Origin of the sequence: Allokutzneria albata (assembly GCF_900103775.1) — a bacterium.
Classification (GTDB): domain Bacteria; phylum Actinomycetota; class Actinomycetes; order Mycobacteriales; family Pseudonocardiaceae; genus Allokutzneria; species Allokutzneria albata.
Genome location: NZ_LT629701.1, coordinates 4,451,190 through 4,466,598 on the forward strand (window position 1 = coordinate 4,451,190; position 15,409 = coordinate 4,466,598).

Consider the following 15,409-nt stretch of genomic DNA (forward strand, 5'->3'; position numbering starts at 1 on the left):
GGTCGCACACCCGCGGCCGGGGACGTGCAATGCTGCCCCCGCCATGGTTTCTTTGCCTTCCACCCCAGAAGACCCGTCAGACCGGCCGGGGCCGCTGCGGCGCCCGCCCCTGCTCTGGCGGATTCTTCTGCGCGCCAACAGAGTCTTCGTCGCCGTCACCGGCAAGCTCGTCGTCACCGGCGAGGTGCCGGAGGAGCTGCGCGGTCAACCGGTGCTCGTCGCCTCCAACCACATCGGGGTCTTCGACGGCTTCGTGCTGGTGGCGGCGTGCCACAAGAAGGGCGTCATCCCGTACCTGATGTCCACCGGCGGCCTGTTCGACGCGCCCGTGGTCGGCTGGGCGTGGCGGACCTGCAGGCACGTCCGGGTGGACCGCGGGGAGAAGACGGTCACCCAGGCCATGGACAACGCCATCGACGCGCTCAACCGCGGCAAGACCCTGGTGATCTACCCGGAGGGCCGGATCTCGCTGGACCCCGGGTTGTGGCCGGAGCGCGGCAAGAGCGGCGCGGCCCGGATCGCCCTCGGCGCGAAGACGCCGGTGCTGCCGGTCAGCCAGTGGGGCGCGCACGAGGCGGTCGTCTGGGGCTCGCTCAACGTCGAGGGCTGGAGCGACTTCAAACCGCTGATGACCTCGTGGTTCAAGTCGGTCTTCAAGCGGCCGAAGTTCAAGGTCCACTTCGGCCCGCAGGTACCGCTGGACGACTTGTCGCCCACCACTCCGGGTGACGCGGTCCGCGCCCGCGACCGGATCATGCGCTCCATCGCCACCGGCCTGGTCCCGCTGCGCGAGGACGAGCTGGGCGAACCGCGCTTCAAGGACAAGACGCGGCCCATCAAGGCCGAGAGTCCCTGGACTCCGGACAAGCTGTGACGCACTGAATGAGTCATTCGGTGCGTTCAAGTACACCAATGACTCATTCAGTGCGATGGCGCAGGCGTGGTGCGGAGAGCTACTGGTAGCGGGTGATCGCGGGGACCAGGTCGCCCTGTTTGGCCAGGCCGACGGCCCACAGGCCCGAGCCACCGGAGGCGAGGCCGCGGACGGAGATGTCCGGGGCGGGTGCCGTGGCCCAGCTCCGCGTGGCGGCGTCCCACCGCAAAGCGACCGACACGCTGCCCTTGCCACCGACAGCCCACAGGTCGGCACCGGCGCGAGCCACCGCGCGCAGTCGTCCGTCCGCGACATCCGGAGTGGGCGTGGCGGTCCAGGTGCTGCCGTCCCACCGCATCGCGAACGGACGTTCCGCGGTACCCTTCACGGTCCCGCCGACAGCCCACACCTCGTTGGCGTTGTTTGCCGCCAGCCCGGAAACCCACGTGTGAGCGCCCACGACGCCAGGTGAGTCGACTTTGCGCCACGTGCGGCCGTCCCAGTGCACGACGAGCGTGGCCTGCGTCGCACCGCCGGTGGTGTGTCCCGCCGCCCACACGTTGGTCGGCGAGAGCGCGACGATGCTGCTGAGCGTGCCCTTGCCGAGCGGCGGCAACGGTTGCCTGCGCCAGCGCGTGCCGTCCCACGTCTGCACGTCGGGCACGGCGTCCTTGATCGAGCTGGGGGTGCGCATCCCGACCACCCAGGTGCGGCCGCCCACCGCGGCGAGCGCCTCGGGCACCATCTGGCCCTCCAGCGCGTGCTTGGTCCAGGTGCGGCCGTTCCAGTGGCTCGTGCCCGAACCCGCCTCCCAGATGTCGTTCGGCGCGGCGACCGCGATGGCCTGCGGGTAGGTCCCGGCGGGCAGCGTGGACTCCTGCGCCCAGCTCCGCCCGTCCCACCGCAGCGCGACGGCCTGGAGGTTCGTGGTGCTGACGAGCCGGTAGCCGAGCGCCCACGCGTCGCGGTCGCCGAGCGTGGCCACGGCGGCGATGTCGCCCTTGGCGATCGGGACGGGGGTGCGGGTCCAGCTCGCCGACTGCCCGCCCACGAGCAGTGCGACTGCGCTGACCAGTGCCGCGATGCGCATCAGCGGTCTCCTCTCGTCTTGATGACGAAGTCGAAGCGGCCGGTGTACCTGCCGGAGACGGGCGGGTTCAGCGCGATCGTGCAGGCGCGGTTGATCAATGCGTCACCGGCGTTGAGCTCGGCGAAGTTCCGCCCGTACGCCTGGGTGTTGTCGGGGAAGTACAGCTGCGTGACCAGCACCGGGCCGCCCGGCGCCTGGACCTGGGTGTGGATGTGCGGGGCACGTCTGCCCCACCGCCCGTAGTAGTCCCTCGGCACGATCGTGCGCAGCCGGTAGGACCCGTCCGCCGCGGTGAACTGGTGTCCTCGCAAGGAGAAGCCGACTGTGTCGTAGTCGCCGTTCTGGTCGCACTGCCAGAACTCCAGGAGTGCGCGGGCGACCGGCTTGCAGTCGGTGGCGTAGACGATGCCGCTGAGGTCGAGCAGCACCCCGGTGCTCGTGCCCGGGGTGACGAAATCGGTGGTCTCCGGAGAGTTCGGCTTGAACAGGGGGCCTTCCATGGCGGGCGGGGTCTCGTGCCCGGAGCAGGCGGGCGTGACCGGCCACGGCGTGTCGCCAACGGCCCTGCCCGCGGCTGCGGTGGTCCCGAGTGCGACGGTGGTGGCGCCGAGGATGAAACTTCGTCGGGAAGCGCTCATGCTGCCAGGGTCGGGACGGCGCGCGGGTGCCACATCCCCCAACCGATCACGCGTTACGAAAGCGCTCGGCCACCCACAGGGCGATCTTGGTCCGCGACCGCAGCCCGAGCTTGTCCCTGATCCGGTTGAGGTGCGCGGCGACCGTGCCCCCGGACACCCGCAGCCGCCGCGCGATCTCGGGATTGGTCAGCCCCTCTGCGACGAGCGTCGCCACCTCCGCCTCCCGCGCCGTCAGCGGATGATCACGCTCGCGGTTCTCCTTGCCGCGCAACAGGAACGCAGTCAGCCTGGCACCACGCAGCGCCTCGCCCGCCGTGATCGCCGACCGCACCGCGGCCACCGTCAACCGATCCCGGGCCGGCGCGAGGCGCGCACCGACCTTGTCCTGCCAGCGCCCCACCGCCGGGATGTCGAGGCGGTCGCGGATCGAGGCGGCGGCAGCGCCCAGGGTCAGCGCCCGCACCAGGTCGCCCCGCTCCACCTCGACGAGCGCCAGCCCTTCGATGTTCGGCGCCATGTGCGAGCTGTCGATCGGCACGACGTCCAGCACCTCAAGGAAGAACCGCTCCGCACCATCCACATCGGACAGTGCAAGCCGGAGCGCGCCCGCGGTGTGCAGCGCGGCCGAGAGCTGGGCCGGTGATCCGTGTTCGCGCAGCACGGGCAGGCACTTCGCCAGCGCCTCCTCCGCTCCGGCCAGGTCACCGACGCGGAACAGCGCCCACGCGACGGTGTACTCGCAGAACGCGGTCTCGGCGACGCGCCCCAAGGGACGCACCACCTCCAGGCACTCGCGGTACGCCACGACAGCGGCCGGAACGTCTTCGCACACCAGCAAAGCGAGCGCGAGCGTGTCCAGCGCGTCGGCGAGCGCGATCGGGTCGTCACGACCTCGCTGAGCCTCAACCGCTTGCCGCGCAAGGGAAAGCCCTGCGGACCGATCAACCTGGAAGCACGCGAAGCGCGCGGCCATCGCCAACGCCATGCCCCGGTACTTCGACGCCGGGACCCGCTCCACCGTCTCCGCCAGCAGTTCCCGCGCAGGAGCCGGGAGTTCGCGCTGCTGCCACACGCTGGCGAGCGCCATCGCGAGCAACACGTGCCGGTCATCGCGATCTTCCACCGTGTTCTCGACGGCCGCGATCAGGTTCTCGTGCTCGCCGCGCACCCCCTCGGCGAGGGAGTCCCCGAAGAACAGCGGCCCCACGGGCTGTCCGGCCAGCCTCGCGAGCCATGACGCGGCTCGATCCCGAGTCGCCGCAAGCTCTCCGGACTCCGCGAGCCGTTCCGCCGCGTACGCACGGATCGGGTTCAGCTGCCGGAAGCGGTCACCGTTGCGCACGATCAACGACTTCGCCTCAAGCGCGCAGATCATCCGCCGCACGGTCGCCGGGTCCTCGCCGCACACCGCGATCGCGCCGTCCACGTCGAACCCGCCCAGCAGCACGGAAAGCCTGCGGAACACGGCTTGCTCGGCGGGGTCGAGCAAGCGGTGGCTCCACTCGATCGCCGCGGCCAGCTCGCGGTGCCGGGGCGGCGCGGTCCGGCTGCCGTCGGTGAGCAGGGCGAGCTGATCATCAAGTCCCGCAAGGATCTCCGGCAACGGCAACGCCCCGGCCCGGCGCGCGGCCAGCTCGATCGCCAACGGCAGCCCGTCCAGCCTGCGGCAGACCTCGGCGAGGATCCCGGCCGGCTCGGGCTCGAAGGCGGGATCGCCGCTGCGGGCGCGGGCGACGAACAGCCGCGCGGCGTCGGAGCGCAGCACCAGCGCCAGGTCGTCCCCGGCCTCGGGCACGGAGAGCTGACCGAGCCGGAAGACCACCTCGCCCGGCACGCGCAGCGCCTCCCGGCTCGTCGCGAGCACCCGCAGGCCGGGACAGCGCCGCAGCAGCCACTCGGCCAGCGAGGCGCACGACTCGATCACGTGCTCGCAGTTGTCCAGCAGCAGCAACACTTCCCGCTCGCGCAGCTCGGCGAGCAGGGCTTCGCGCAGGTCCGTCTCGGGGCGTTCACGCATCCCGAGCGCGGCCGCGAGCGCCTGCGGCACCAGCTCACCCCGGCCGACGGAGTCCAGCTCGGCCAGCCGCACGCCGCGGAAGCCGTGCACCGCCTCCATCGCCAACCGCGTCTTGCCGACGCCGCCCGGCCCGACGACGGTCACCAGCCGGGCGGAGCGCAGCAGCGAGCGCACGCGCGGCAGCTCCAGCTCGCGCCCGACGAACCCGTCGAGCGCCCGTGGCAGCGGGTCACCGACCGCGGGTGCTCTGCCCGAGCGGCGGCGGAAGGCGCGCTGACGGCACGCGCCGGAGCAGTACTTCGTCGGCCGCCCCACGCCACCGTCCGCCAGCGCGGTCCCGCAGACCGCACACACCCGCATACCACCGACCCTGCCCAGCGCGCTGTTTGTCCGACGTGAAGAACGGGTGAAAAAGTGAATGGCCGCTGGGTCTTGCTTGTGCGCGCAACGATGACGACAGTTGTCCCATCGCATTCAAGGCTTCAATGGAATGCGGCCAGGCCGGAGCGAGAAATTCGGCGGACCCCTGCTGTCCGCCGATTCCTCCCTGCTTCGCTCCGGCCTGCCAGTAAAAGGAGCCCTACTTTGTCACGCTCATCGAAGATCTTTGTGACGGCGATCGCCGCCGGACTCCTCGGGTTCTCCGGCACCGCCGTGGCGAACCCGGCCGACTCCTACGACCCGGCGATGCTGGACGCGCTGTCCAGCAGCCTCGGGATCAGCCCCGGCGCCGCGGCCGCGCGGCTGGACAGCGAGGGCGTCCAGCAGCAGCGGCTCACCGAGCTGCGCGGCTCCGGTGCGGCGGTGGACGGCGCGTTCTTCGTGAACGGCCAGCTCACCGTCAACGCCGCGGACAAGGCCACCTCGGCCAAGGCGAAGGCCAAGGGCCTCGCGGTCCGCACCGGAGCCCGCGGCGCCGCGGCGCTGGAGCGCATCTCCGCCGATCTGGACAGCGCCGCGAGCGCGCACCGCCCGGACGGGGTGAACTCCTGGGCCGTCGACCTGGCCACCGACGCGGTCGTGATCACCGTCCAGGAGGGCCGCCGCTCGGCCGCCACCGAGAAGTTCCTGGCAGCGGCCGCCAAGCACGGCTCGGCGGTGCGGGTGGAGACCACCACCGAACGCCTCGCCCCGACCGCGGACGTGTACCCGGGCAGCAAGATGACCTTCAGCGCCTCCGGCGGCGGCTGGTGCTCGGTCGGCTTCGGCGCCACCAACTCCTCCGGCCAGCGCTTCCTGGTCACCGCCGGGCACTGCGTCGAGGGGCTGCCCGACCTGTACCTGGGCAGCACGCACTTCGGCAAGGCCACCCACACGCGCTTCGGCATCGGCCAGGACAGCGTCGACATGGGCATCGCCCGGATCGACGCCGAGGACCGGATCATGACCTCGGTCGGCACCTGGGGCGCCGCCGGGACCGTGGCGGTGCGCGGCGCGAACCGGGCCGCGGTGGGCTCGACGATCTGCAAGTCCGGCGCCACCACCGGCTGGACCTGCGGAAACATCAAGTCCTACAACGTCACGGTGACCTACACCGACCCCAACGGCGGCCCGCAGACGGTCGTGCGCGGGCTCGGCAGCTCCTCGGTGTGCACCGCGGGCGGTGACTCCGGCGGCGCCTACATCTCCGGCAACCAGGCCCAGGGCATGACCTCGGGCGGCCCGATGGGCCAGACCTGCGCGTTCAACGGCGGGAACATCCCCGGGAAGTCGTCGTACTTCCAGCCGCTCAGCGACGCGCTGAGCTACTACGGACTGTCCGTGCAGACGGCGAGCTAAAGGCCCGTCTGCTCGAACGAAACGGCCGCGCGTCCTTTCTCGGGACGCGCGGCCGTTACCATTCCCAGCTGATTCCGTGTACTCCGGGAACGCAATCGCTGTGCAGCGAGTGCACCATTCCCGAGCGGCCTATCAACAACTCGTTGCGCATGTGGTCCGGGGTCTGCGCATTGTGCCTGCTGAACTCGAACACCCGGCGCGGAACGGCGGCGGGGTCGAAGTGCACCTGCAGCAGGTACTCGCGGACGGGGTAGCGGGCGCGGCGATCGGAGGACAGGGCGACCGCTCCGCCCTCCGGGAAGACGATCTCGTACTCGACCACCGTGGTCTCGCCGCGGTCGAGCATCCGGTCGAAGAGGATCTCGAAGACCAGGAAGCCGGACTCGTCGTCGGACCACACCCGGCCCAGCTCGCCGTACTGCACCGTGATCACCGAGGGGATCTGCTGGTCCGGGTCGTCGCCCCGGAAGATCGCCACCACCCGGTCGATGCCGTCGCGCTCGGCGCGCAGCACCTGGCTGGTCACCACGCGGCGCTCGGTCCGGTCGGCGCCGATCCAGTACTGGTCCTTGATGGTCAGCCCGGTGACGTGCTCGTTGAGCCGGTCGCTGGCCTCTTCGAGGACCCGCTCCAGCGCCCAGTGGTCGGTCCACAGCCGGTCGAAGGTCAGCGGGCGCGGCGACCCGGCCTGCCAGCGGCCGCGCGGACGGCGCGGGCCGAGCAGGTTCAGCAGGGAGTTCGGCGGCAGCCGCAGCACCTCTTCGAGCAGTTCGACCGCCTTCAGCGACTCGATCCGCTCGGGGCGGCTGCGCCCGCGCTGCCAGTAGCTCAGGGTGGCCAGGCTGACCCGGACACCGCGGGTCAGCAGGCGGGACTGCACGCGTTCCAGCGCGAGGCCGCTGCGGCGGATAGCCACCCGCAGCGCCTCGGAGAACGGGCCGGTGCGCAGGGCCGCCAGGAGTTCGGGGTCGTCGATCTCGGCGATGGAGCGCGTGTCCGCACGCCCGACGACCGGGGTGACCGAGTCGAGGGTCATGGCTCCTCCCACCTCGGCCGCGATGCGCGGCCGTCCAGGTGGGGAACTAGTTAACCTTGCCAACACACCGGAAACCAGTCCCGAACGCCCGGCAAACCTTTTCCATTGAGCCTGTGACCAGCAATGATGCCCTCGCTGCTCCGGACAACTGTGAAAATCACTGAAACAGAGCCCGGCGTTCGGGGGTGGCGCTTCGGCCATCCGCGTGGGTGCCGGGCGCACCGGCACCCACGCGGCGGGGGTCAGACCGGGATGACCGTGGGGACGATCATCGGGCGGCGCCGGTAGGTGTCGGCGACCCAGCGGCCGACCACCCGGCGCACGGCCTGCGCGATGCGGTGCGAGTCGGTGATGTTCTCCGCCTCGGTGCGCGCCAGCTCCATCTCCACCAGCGGCACGACCTGGTCCAGCGCCTTCGGGTCGTCGGAGAACCCGCGCCCGGAGATCGTCGGCGGGGCGACCGCGCGCCCGGTCGCGGCCTCGACGGCGACGGTGATCGAGATGAACCCGCCCTCGCCGAGCACCAGGCGGTCCGACAGCGTGGACTCGCCCACGTCGCCGACGGAGAGCCCGTCCACGTACACGTGCCCGACCTCGACCCGCCCGGTGATGGTGGCCTGGCCGTCGACCAGGTCGACCACGACACCGTCCTCGGCGATCACCACGCGCTCCGGGGCGACACCGGTGAGAACGGCCAGCTCGGCGTTGGCCCGCAGGTGCCGCCACTCGCCGTGCACCGGCATCACGTTGCTCGGCCGGACCGCGTTGTAGAGGTAGAGCAGCTCACCCGCGGAGGCGTGCCCGGAGACGTGCACCTTCGCGTTGCCCTGGTGCACCACGTTCGCCCCGAGCCGGACCAGCCCGTTGACCACGCCGAACACCGCGTTCTCGTTGCCCGGGATCAGCGAGCTGGCCAGCACCACGGTGTCCCCGGCGCGGATGCTGATCTGCCGGTGCTCCCCGCGCGCCATCCTGGACAACGCCGACAGCGGCTCGCCCTGGGACCCGGTGGAGACGAACATGACCTTGTCCTCGGGCATGGTCATGGCCTCGTTGAGGTCCACCAGCAGGCCCTCGGGCACGTTGAGCAGGCCCAGCTCGGCGGCGATGCCCATGTTGCGCACCATCGAGCGGCCGACGAAGGCGACCCTGCGCCCGTGGTTCACCGCCACGTCGAGCACCTGCTGCACGCGGTGCACGTGGCTGGCGAAGCAGGCCACGATCACCCGCTGGGTGGCCTTGCGGATCACGTTGTCCAGCACCGGGCCGATCTCGCGCTCCGGCGTGACGAACCCGGGCACCTCGGCGTTGGTGGAGTCGACCAGGAACAGGTCGACGCCCTCGTCGCCCAGCCGCGCGAAGCCCGCCAGGTCGGTCAGCCGCCCGTCCAGCGGCAGCTGGTCCAGCTTGATGTCGCCGGTGTGCAGCACCACGCCGGCAGCGGTCTTGATCGCCACCGCCACCGCGTCCGGGATGGAGTGGTTCACCGCGAAGAACTCGCAGTCGAAGACGCCGATGGAGTGGTGCTCGCCCTCCTTGACCTCGACCAGCCGCGGGTTCTGCCGGTGCTCCTTGCACTTGGCCGCCACCAGCGCCAGCGTCAGCCGCGAGCCGTAGACCGGCAGGTCCGGCCGCAGCTTGAGCAGGAACGGCACCGCGCCGATGTGGTCCTCGTGCCCGTGGGTGAGCACCAGCCCGACGATGTCGTGCAGGCGCTGCTCCAGCGCGCGGAAGTCCGGCAGGATCAGGTCGACGCCCGGCTGCATGTCCTCGGGGAACAGCACGCCGCAGTCGACGATCATCAGCTCGCCCGCGTGCTCGAAGACGGTCATGTTCCGGCCGACCTCGCCGATGCCGCCGAGCGCGACGACCCGAAGGCCGCCCTCCGGCAGCTTCGGGGGCGGGATGAGCGCGGTGGAACTGTGCATCTGCACCCTGCTGGCTGAGGTCGGGCTGGCCGAGGTCGGCGAAGTCACTGAGCGACCGCCTCCTCGGCGAGGTCGAGGCCCGCCAGGCGCAGGTCGGCGGCGAGGGCGTCACGCTCGGCCGCGGTCGCGGGCGGGATGGGCAGTCTGGGTTCCCCGACGGGGAGGCCGCGCAGGCGCAGCGCTGTCTTGCTGAAGATCACGCCGCCCAGTCTGCCGAACGCGGCGTAAACCGGCAGCAGGTCCCGGTTGATCCCGCGCGCCGCGGTGACGTCGCCGCGTTCGTGGGCGTCCAGCATCTCGCGCAGCCGCCCCGCGACCACGTGCCCGACGACGCTGACCACGCCGACCGCGCCGACCGAGAACCACGGCAGGTTGATCATGTCGTCGCCGGAGTAAAAGGCCAGGTCGGTGCGGCTCATCACCTGGGTGCTCGCGTACAGGTCACCCTTGGCGTCCTTCACCGCGACGATGTTCGGGTGCTCCGCGAGCCCGCAGAGCGTCTCCACTTCGATCGGCACCGCTGTTCGCCCCGGGATGTCGTAGAGCATCACCGGCAGCGAGCTGGCGTCGGCGACCGCCGAAAAGTGCGCGAACAGTCCGGTCTGCGCCGGTCGCGAGTAGTAGGGGGAGACCACCAGCAGCCCGTGCGCACCCGCCTTCTCCATGGCGACGGCCTGCTGCACGCTGTGCGCGGTGTCGTTGGTGCCCGCACCCGCCACGATCGTCGCCTTGCCGCCGACCGCGTCGGTCACCGCGCGGACCAGGTCCGCCTTCTCGGCGTCGGAGGTCGTCGGGCTCTCCCCGGTGGTGCCGTTGAGCACCAGCCCGTCGCAGCCCGACGCGATGAGGTGTGCGGCGAGCTTCTGCGCCGCGTCCAGGTCCAGTTTCCCGGTCTCGGTGAACGGGGTGACCATGGCGGTGAGCACCCGCCCGAACGGGCGGCCTGGGGTTGCGGTGGGGCATCCGGTCATGGCATGACGCTACCGCGCGAGGTGCCTGGTCCACGCGCTGCGGCCCCTGGTGGACGCGCTCTCTTCAGCCCCGCGCAATGCCTTCCTCCGAATGCCGTCGAGCCCCGGGTTTTCTCCGCCGCGCGAGTGCCTGGCGTGCCGACTTTCCGTGTGGACTAGATCCCTCGGCTGAGGCCGTTGACCACCGCGATGGCCCGCTGCTCGCCCTCGAACTCCAGGCGCACCGCGTCGCGGCCGAAGGCGTGCAGCAGCAGCTCCCCCGGTTCACCGGTCAGCGTCACCGTGCTCGGCCCGCGCTTGGCGGTGACGGCCGCGCCGTCCGGGCGCCGCAGCTCGACGCCCACCGGGCTCCGGCGGTAGCTCAACCGCGCCACCTTGCCGACGTTGCGCCACACCGCTTCGTCCCGCCGCGCGTCGGCCGGGCGCGGTTCCCATCCCGGGCTGCCGCGGCGAACGTCCTCGTGGTGCACGAAGAACTCCGTGCCGTTGGCCGCTTCGTCGACGCCGGGCAAGGAGAACGGCGACAGTTTCGGCGGACCGCTGCGGACCAGCTCGACCAGCTCGCGCCAGGGCTTCGCGGCGTAACTCCTCTGCACGCGCTCGGTGTAGCCCGCCAGCGGGCCGATGAGGATCCCGGCCGCCGCGTCCGGCCTGCGCTCCCTGACCACCAGGTGCGCGGCGAGGTCCCTCGTCAGCCAACCGCCGCAAAGCGTCGGCGCGTCCGGCCCGACCTCCTCGAACAGCTCGGACAGTGCACTTCGCTCATCCCGCGCGAGACCCATGTGCCCAGCCTATGCGTGGACTCGGTGGCCCGCGTTCTCCAGTGCTGTCATCGCGCGGCCCAGGTGCTCCTCGCGGACCATGAGGTGGTCGGTGTCGTAGGTGGACAACGCGAACAGCGGCACTCCGGCCTCGGCCAGCGGAGTGGACAGCGCGGCCATGATCCCGGTCAGCGCGAAGTCGAACGGACCGCGCGCGGTCAGCAGGCGCCAGCCACCCTCGGCCTCGTCGGCGCGCGGGGCGACGGCGGACGGGCACACCAAGGACAGCTCGTCCTGCGTCCTGGTGATCGACACGAACCCTTGTGCGGCAAGGACTTCGACCGGCGCGGGTGCATCGGCGGCGAGCCGCAGGACGCTGTAGGACTCCGGCCGCAGGTCCAGCTCGACAGTGCTCACAGCGCCTCCTTTGTCATGAGCACCAACGGTTTCCCGTCACCGCCGACGTCGACCAACGCCTGCCGCTACCCGCGCCTCGTGAAACGGATGGTCCGAAGTGGACAGTCCAGGCTGCGACGACGCCGCAGTCCGCGCCGACGACTGCGTCAGAGTCGGCCTCGGCGGCCTCGGAGCGATACGGCGAGGCGGCGAAGGCCGACCGGCAGGCGGAGCGAACGCGCTCCGCCACACCGGCCGGCCCGGTCGCGGTCAGCCCTCGGCGACCAACGGGCTGGAGGCGACCTCCGTGCCGTCCGGCAGCGAGGAGATCTCGAAGTCGCTGAACACGTTCTCCGCGGCCTTCTGCAGCTGCCGCAGGCATTCCACGGCGAGCGCGCGGATCTCCACGTCGGCGTGCTCGGTGGCGCGCATGGCGATGAAGTGCCGCCAAGCCCTGTAGTTGCCGGTCACCACGATGCGGGTCTCGGTGGCGTTCGGCAGGATCGCGCGGGCGGCCTGGCGAGCCTGCTTGCGGCGCAGCGTCGCGTTCGACACGTCGGCGAACTTCTTCTCCAGCCCGGCGAGCAGCTCGTTGTACGCCGCGACGCTGGCCTCGGCCGCCTTGCTGAACATCTCGTGCAGCTCGGGGTCGTCGGCGATGACGTCCGGCTCGACCATCGCGGCGTCCGACTCGGGCACGTACCGCTGCGACAGCTGCGAGTACGAGAAGTGGCGGTGCCGGATCAGCTCGTGGGTGAGCGAGCGGGACATGCCGGTCAGGTAGAAGCTCACCGACCCGTGCTCCAGCACGGAGAGGTGGCCCACCTCCAGGATGTGCCGCAGGTAGCCGGCATTGGTGGCCGTCTTGGGGTTGGGCTTGCGCCAGGACTGGTAGCACGCGCGCCCGGCGAACTCCGCCAGCGCCTGGCCGCCGTCGGCGTCGGTGGACCAGGGCACCTCGGCGGGCGGGAAGAACTCCGTCTTGGCGATGAGTTGCACCTTCGGGGACACCGTCTGCGCCATGCCTTGCCCTTTGTTCGCCGTCGACCATGGATTCCGTCAACCCTAAGCCAGAGGATTCGATCTCCAACCGTGGCGTCACCGCTTCCTTGACTGACGTCATACGTGACGCCATAGTGACGTCATGGACCTCACGCCCTACATCGCCGCACTTCGCGAGGACCTCGCCACCGCGGCGTCGGCCGGGGACGAGCAGACCAGGCGGACCGCCGCCGTGCTCTCCGCAGCACTGGAGCCCGCGGCCCGGCTCGCGATCATGAACGCCCTCTCCGACCTCGCGGCGCAGGTCACCGCCGCTCAGGACGACCACGTCGTCGAGGTCCGGCTGCGCGGCCGCGATGTCGAGGTGGTGACCAGCCCGGTCCGCGCCCCGCGCCCGCAGCCCGAACCCGAGGAGGTCCCCGAACCCGAGCCGGAGGCGGCCGCCGAGGAGGCGCAGCCGAAGGACGAGACGCCGCTCAAGACCGCGTTCGACGACGCCACCGGCAACATCAGCCGGGTCACGCTGCGGATGGTGGACGAGATCAAGTCCAAGGCCGAGAAGGCCGCCGCCTCGCAGGGCGTGTCGCTGAACAGCTGGATGGGCTACGCCGTGCGCAGCGCGCTGCAGAACCGGGCGAGCAACCAGCAGAAGGCCCGGCGCGAGCAGGAGCAGCCCGAGACGGGTGAACGCGTTCGCGGCTGGGTTCGTGGCTGAGGCCGGGGGGAGAGACGAGATGAGCGAGTCAACCAGCACCGACAACGGCGTCGTCCGCCAGCACGAGTTCGTCACCAACCGGCCCGCCGAGGTCGAGGTGCACGTGAACGCGGGCCGGGTCGACGTCGAACTGGTCGGCGACCACGGCGCGTCGGTGACCGTGCGCCGCCTGACCGAGGGCGGGGACACCCTGGTCAACGGCCTGTCCGGGCTCTTCAACTGGGTCAACTCGCAGTTCGTCGGCGGCGAGCAGGACGCGCCCACCGACGAGGCCGTCAAGCAGACCCGGGTCGAGCAGACCGGCAACCGCCTCGTGGTGCGCGGCCCGCAGGGCATGCCGCTGCGCGTGGTGCCGCTGTCCATCGTGGTGCGGGTGCCCAGGGGCTCCCACGTGAACGTCACCACCGGCTCCGCCGCCGTGAACCTGACCGGCGCGACCGGTGCCGCCGCCGGGCGGATCGACGTGACCACCTCCAGCGGTGACATCACCGTCGACCGCACCGACGGCAGCACCAACGTCCAGACCGGCACCGGCAACGTCCGCCTCGGCCCCGTGCACGGCACACTCCGGGCGAAGAGCGGCAACGGCGCACTGGAGATCTCCGCCGTCCACGGCCCCAGCAAGCTCGTCACCACCGGCGGCGACGTGTGGCTCGGCGCCGTGCAGCACGACGTCGAGGTCCGCACCGGCAGTGGCGACCTCACCGTGGCCGATGCCGCTTCCGGCCGCATCCACCTCGCCAGCGGCTCCGGCTCGCTGCGCGTCGGCGTCCGTCAGGGCATCGTCGCCGAACTCGACCTGCTGTCCGTCTCCGGCGAGGCGCGCAGCGAACTGCCCGTGTTCGAGGAACGCCAGTCCGGCTGGGACAACCCGGCCTTGCGCGTCGAGGGCCGCACCGCCTCCGGCAACGTCCTCGTCACCACCTCCGTCAGCTGACAACCCGCACTGGGCGGACCCAAATCCGTCCAGTGTGCGTTCAGATGGCCTTGCGCAGTTCCTTCGCGAGGTCGCCGCGCGCGCCGATCCAGACACCGGACAAGCCGAGCCATTCCGCCATCTCGCGCAGTTGCTCGGCGAGTTCGGCGACCACGCGCGGGCGGTCCACGTCGGGCTCGGCGAAGGCGCCCTGGACGCGCAGGACGCCGTCGGCGCGGTCGGCTTTGAGGTCGACGCGTGCCACGAGCTCCTCGTCGAGCAGGAACGGGAACACGTAGTAGCCGAACTTCCGCAGCTCGGCGGGAACGTAGATCTCGATGCGGTAGTGGAAGCCGAACAGCCGCTCGGTGCGCGCGCGTTCCCAGATCAGCGGGTCGAAGGGGCACAGCAACGCGCGCCCGCGGACACGCCTGGGCATCTTCGCGTCGACGTGGCGGTAGGCGGGGTTCCGCCAGCCCTCGACCTGGACCGGCTCGAGGACGCCGTCCTCGACGAGTTCCGCGATGGCCTGCCTGCAGGGTTGCACGCCCAGCCGGTAGTAGTCGCGCAGATCGGTCTCGGTCGCGACCCCGTGCGAGACTGCGGAGCGCTCGACCAGCCGCCGCGCGGCCTCGGCGAGGTCGGGCTCGGGCAGCGAGTGGATCTCTTGCGGCAGAACGCGTTCGGTCAGGTCGTAGAGCCGCTCGAAGCCGCGCCGCGCCCCGGTGGTCAGCTCGCCGACCGCGAACAGGTACTCACAAGCGATCTTGGTGTTGCTGCGGTTCCACCAGCCGCCCTTGCCGAGCTTGCCGGGCCCGCCCAGCTCCCGTTCCAGGGTGCCTGCGCCCACCGGGCCCAGTTCCTTGACGGCGGCCAGCACGTCGTTGAGCAGCTCCGGCTCGCTGTGCGCGGCCTTCCAGTGCTTGCCCTTCAACGACTCGTAGCGCCGCATCCGCCAGCGGAACAGCGGCCAGTCGGCCACAGGCAGCAGGCTGGCCTCGTGCGCCCAGTACTCCACGAACAGCCGGGGCCTGCGCGCGGAGTGCGACCACGCCGCGTCGTCCAGCAGCTCCATCGGATACGGCCCCAGCCGCGCGAACACCGGCGCGTAATGGGCGCGCACGGCCACGTTCACCGAGTCCAGCTGGAGCAGGCCGGTGCGGTCGAGCACGCGCTGGAGGTGCCGCCGGGTGGGCGGCCCGGCGGGGCGGGCGTCGGTGAACCCCTGTGCGGCCAGCGCCGCGCGCCGGGTCGCCGCCAACGAGAGAGTCTGCACGGGCGGGATA

14 protein-coding genes are annotated in these 15,409 nt (G+C 71.3%); 4 read left to right on the top strand and 10 right to left on the bottom strand.

The genetic code is table 11. The features are described from left to right. Positions 1 to 43: 43 nt before the first annotated feature. Entirely contained in the window at positions 44 to 874 is an 831-nt protein-coding gene (locus BLT28_RS19710; RefSeq protein ID WP_030430393.1) for a lysophospholipid acyltransferase family protein, read from the top strand. A 79-nt stretch (positions 875 to 953) separates the two neighbouring features. Here the strand turns inward: BLT28_RS19710 and BLT28_RS19715 are convergent, their stop codons facing one another. Genes BLT28_RS19715 through BLT28_RS19725 form a run of 3 tightly spaced genes read right to left on the bottom strand, consistent with a single transcriptional unit; the run spans position 954 to position 4,979 of the window. After that, the gene (locus tag BLT28_RS19715; protein ID WP_052407477.1) at positions 954 to 1,964 is read right to left on the bottom strand and encodes a hypothetical protein; all 1,011 of its coding nucleotides are present in this window, start codon (positions 1,962 to 1,964) and stop codon (positions 954 to 956) included. Then, on the bottom strand, positions 1,964 to 2,602 hold the full coding sequence (locus BLT28_RS19720) for a dioxygenase family protein (RefSeq protein ID WP_052407478.1): 639 nt from the start codon (positions 2,600 to 2,602) through the stop codon (positions 1,964 to 1,966). The genes BLT28_RS19715 and BLT28_RS19720 overlap by 1 nt, the downstream gene beginning before the upstream one ends. Positions 2,603 to 2,648: 46 nt before the next feature. Continuing rightward, positions 2,649 to 4,979, bottom strand: coding sequence for an ATP-binding protein (locus BLT28_RS19725; RefSeq protein WP_030430396.1), 2,331 nt, complete (start codon positions 4,977 to 4,979; stop codon positions 2,649 to 2,651). A gap of 225 nt (positions 4,980 to 5,204) precedes the next feature. Between BLT28_RS19725 and BLT28_RS19730 the strand changes: the two genes are divergently transcribed. Beyond that, the gene (locus BLT28_RS19730; protein ID WP_052407479.1) at positions 5,205 to 6,398 is read left to right on the top strand and encodes a S1 family peptidase; all 1,194 of its coding nucleotides are present in this window, start codon (positions 5,205 to 5,207) and stop codon (positions 6,396 to 6,398) included. 55 nt (positions 6,399 to 6,453) lie between these two features. Here the strand turns inward: BLT28_RS19730 and BLT28_RS19735 are convergent, their stop codons facing one another. The 6 genes from BLT28_RS19735 to thyX form a co-directional block, all read right to left on the bottom strand. Further along, entirely contained in the window at positions 6,454 to 7,434 is a 981-nt protein-coding gene (locus BLT28_RS19735) for a hypothetical protein (RefSeq protein WP_052407480.1), read from the bottom strand. A 242-nt stretch (positions 7,435 to 7,676) separates the two neighbouring features. Then, positions 7,677 to 9,362, bottom strand: a complete 1,686-nt coding sequence (locus tag BLT28_RS19740) for a ribonuclease J (protein ID WP_030430399.1) — start codon at positions 9,360 to 9,362, stop codon at positions 7,677 to 7,679. 44 nt (positions 9,363 to 9,406) lie between these two features. Then, a complete protein-coding gene (gene dapA / locus BLT28_RS19745) occupies positions 9,407 to 10,333 on the bottom strand; it encodes a 4-hydroxy-tetrahydrodipicolinate synthase (RefSeq protein WP_043812096.1) in 927 nt (308 codons plus the stop codon). Between the two features lie 155 nt (positions 10,334 to 10,488). Further along, entirely contained in the window at positions 10,489 to 11,115 is a 627-nt protein-coding gene (locus tag BLT28_RS19750) for a TIGR03085 family metal-binding protein (RefSeq protein ID WP_030430401.1), read from the bottom strand. A gap of 9 nt (positions 11,116 to 11,124) precedes the next feature. Continuing rightward, the gene (locus tag BLT28_RS19755; protein ID WP_030430402.1) at positions 11,125 to 11,511 is read right to left on the bottom strand and encodes an ACT domain-containing protein; all 387 of its coding nucleotides are present in this window, start codon (positions 11,509 to 11,511) and stop codon (positions 11,125 to 11,127) included. Positions 11,512 to 11,760: 249 nt separating this feature from the next. Then, on the bottom strand, positions 11,761 to 12,513 hold the full coding sequence (thyX, locus tag BLT28_RS19760; protein ID WP_030430403.1) for an FAD-dependent thymidylate synthase: 753 nt from the start codon (positions 12,511 to 12,513) through the stop codon (positions 11,761 to 11,763). Positions 12,514 to 12,634: 121 nt separating this feature from the next. On the opposite strand from thyX, the gene BLT28_RS19765 reads away from it, so the two are divergent. Together BLT28_RS19765 and BLT28_RS19770 are read left to right on the top strand one after the other, a co-directional pair. Then, on the top strand, positions 12,635 to 13,207 hold the full coding sequence (locus tag BLT28_RS19765; protein WP_030430404.1) for a hypothetical protein: 573 nt from the start codon (positions 12,635 to 12,637) through the stop codon (positions 13,205 to 13,207). Positions 13,208 to 13,226: 19 nt separating this feature from the next. Then, positions 13,227 to 14,144: a DUF4097 family beta strand repeat-containing protein gene (locus tag BLT28_RS19770; RefSeq protein ID WP_030430405.1), complete on the top strand. Its 918-nt coding sequence runs from the start codon at positions 13,227 to 13,229 to the stop codon at positions 14,142 to 14,144. 40 nt (positions 14,145 to 14,184) lie between these two features. Here the strand turns inward: BLT28_RS19770 and BLT28_RS19775 are convergent, their stop codons facing one another. Beyond that, the gene (locus BLT28_RS19775) at positions 14,185 to 15,399 is read right to left on the bottom strand and encodes a winged helix-turn-helix domain-containing protein (RefSeq protein ID WP_030430406.1); all 1,215 of its coding nucleotides are present in this window, start codon (positions 15,397 to 15,399) and stop codon (positions 14,185 to 14,187) included. Positions 15,400 to 15,409: the final 10 nt, after the last annotated feature.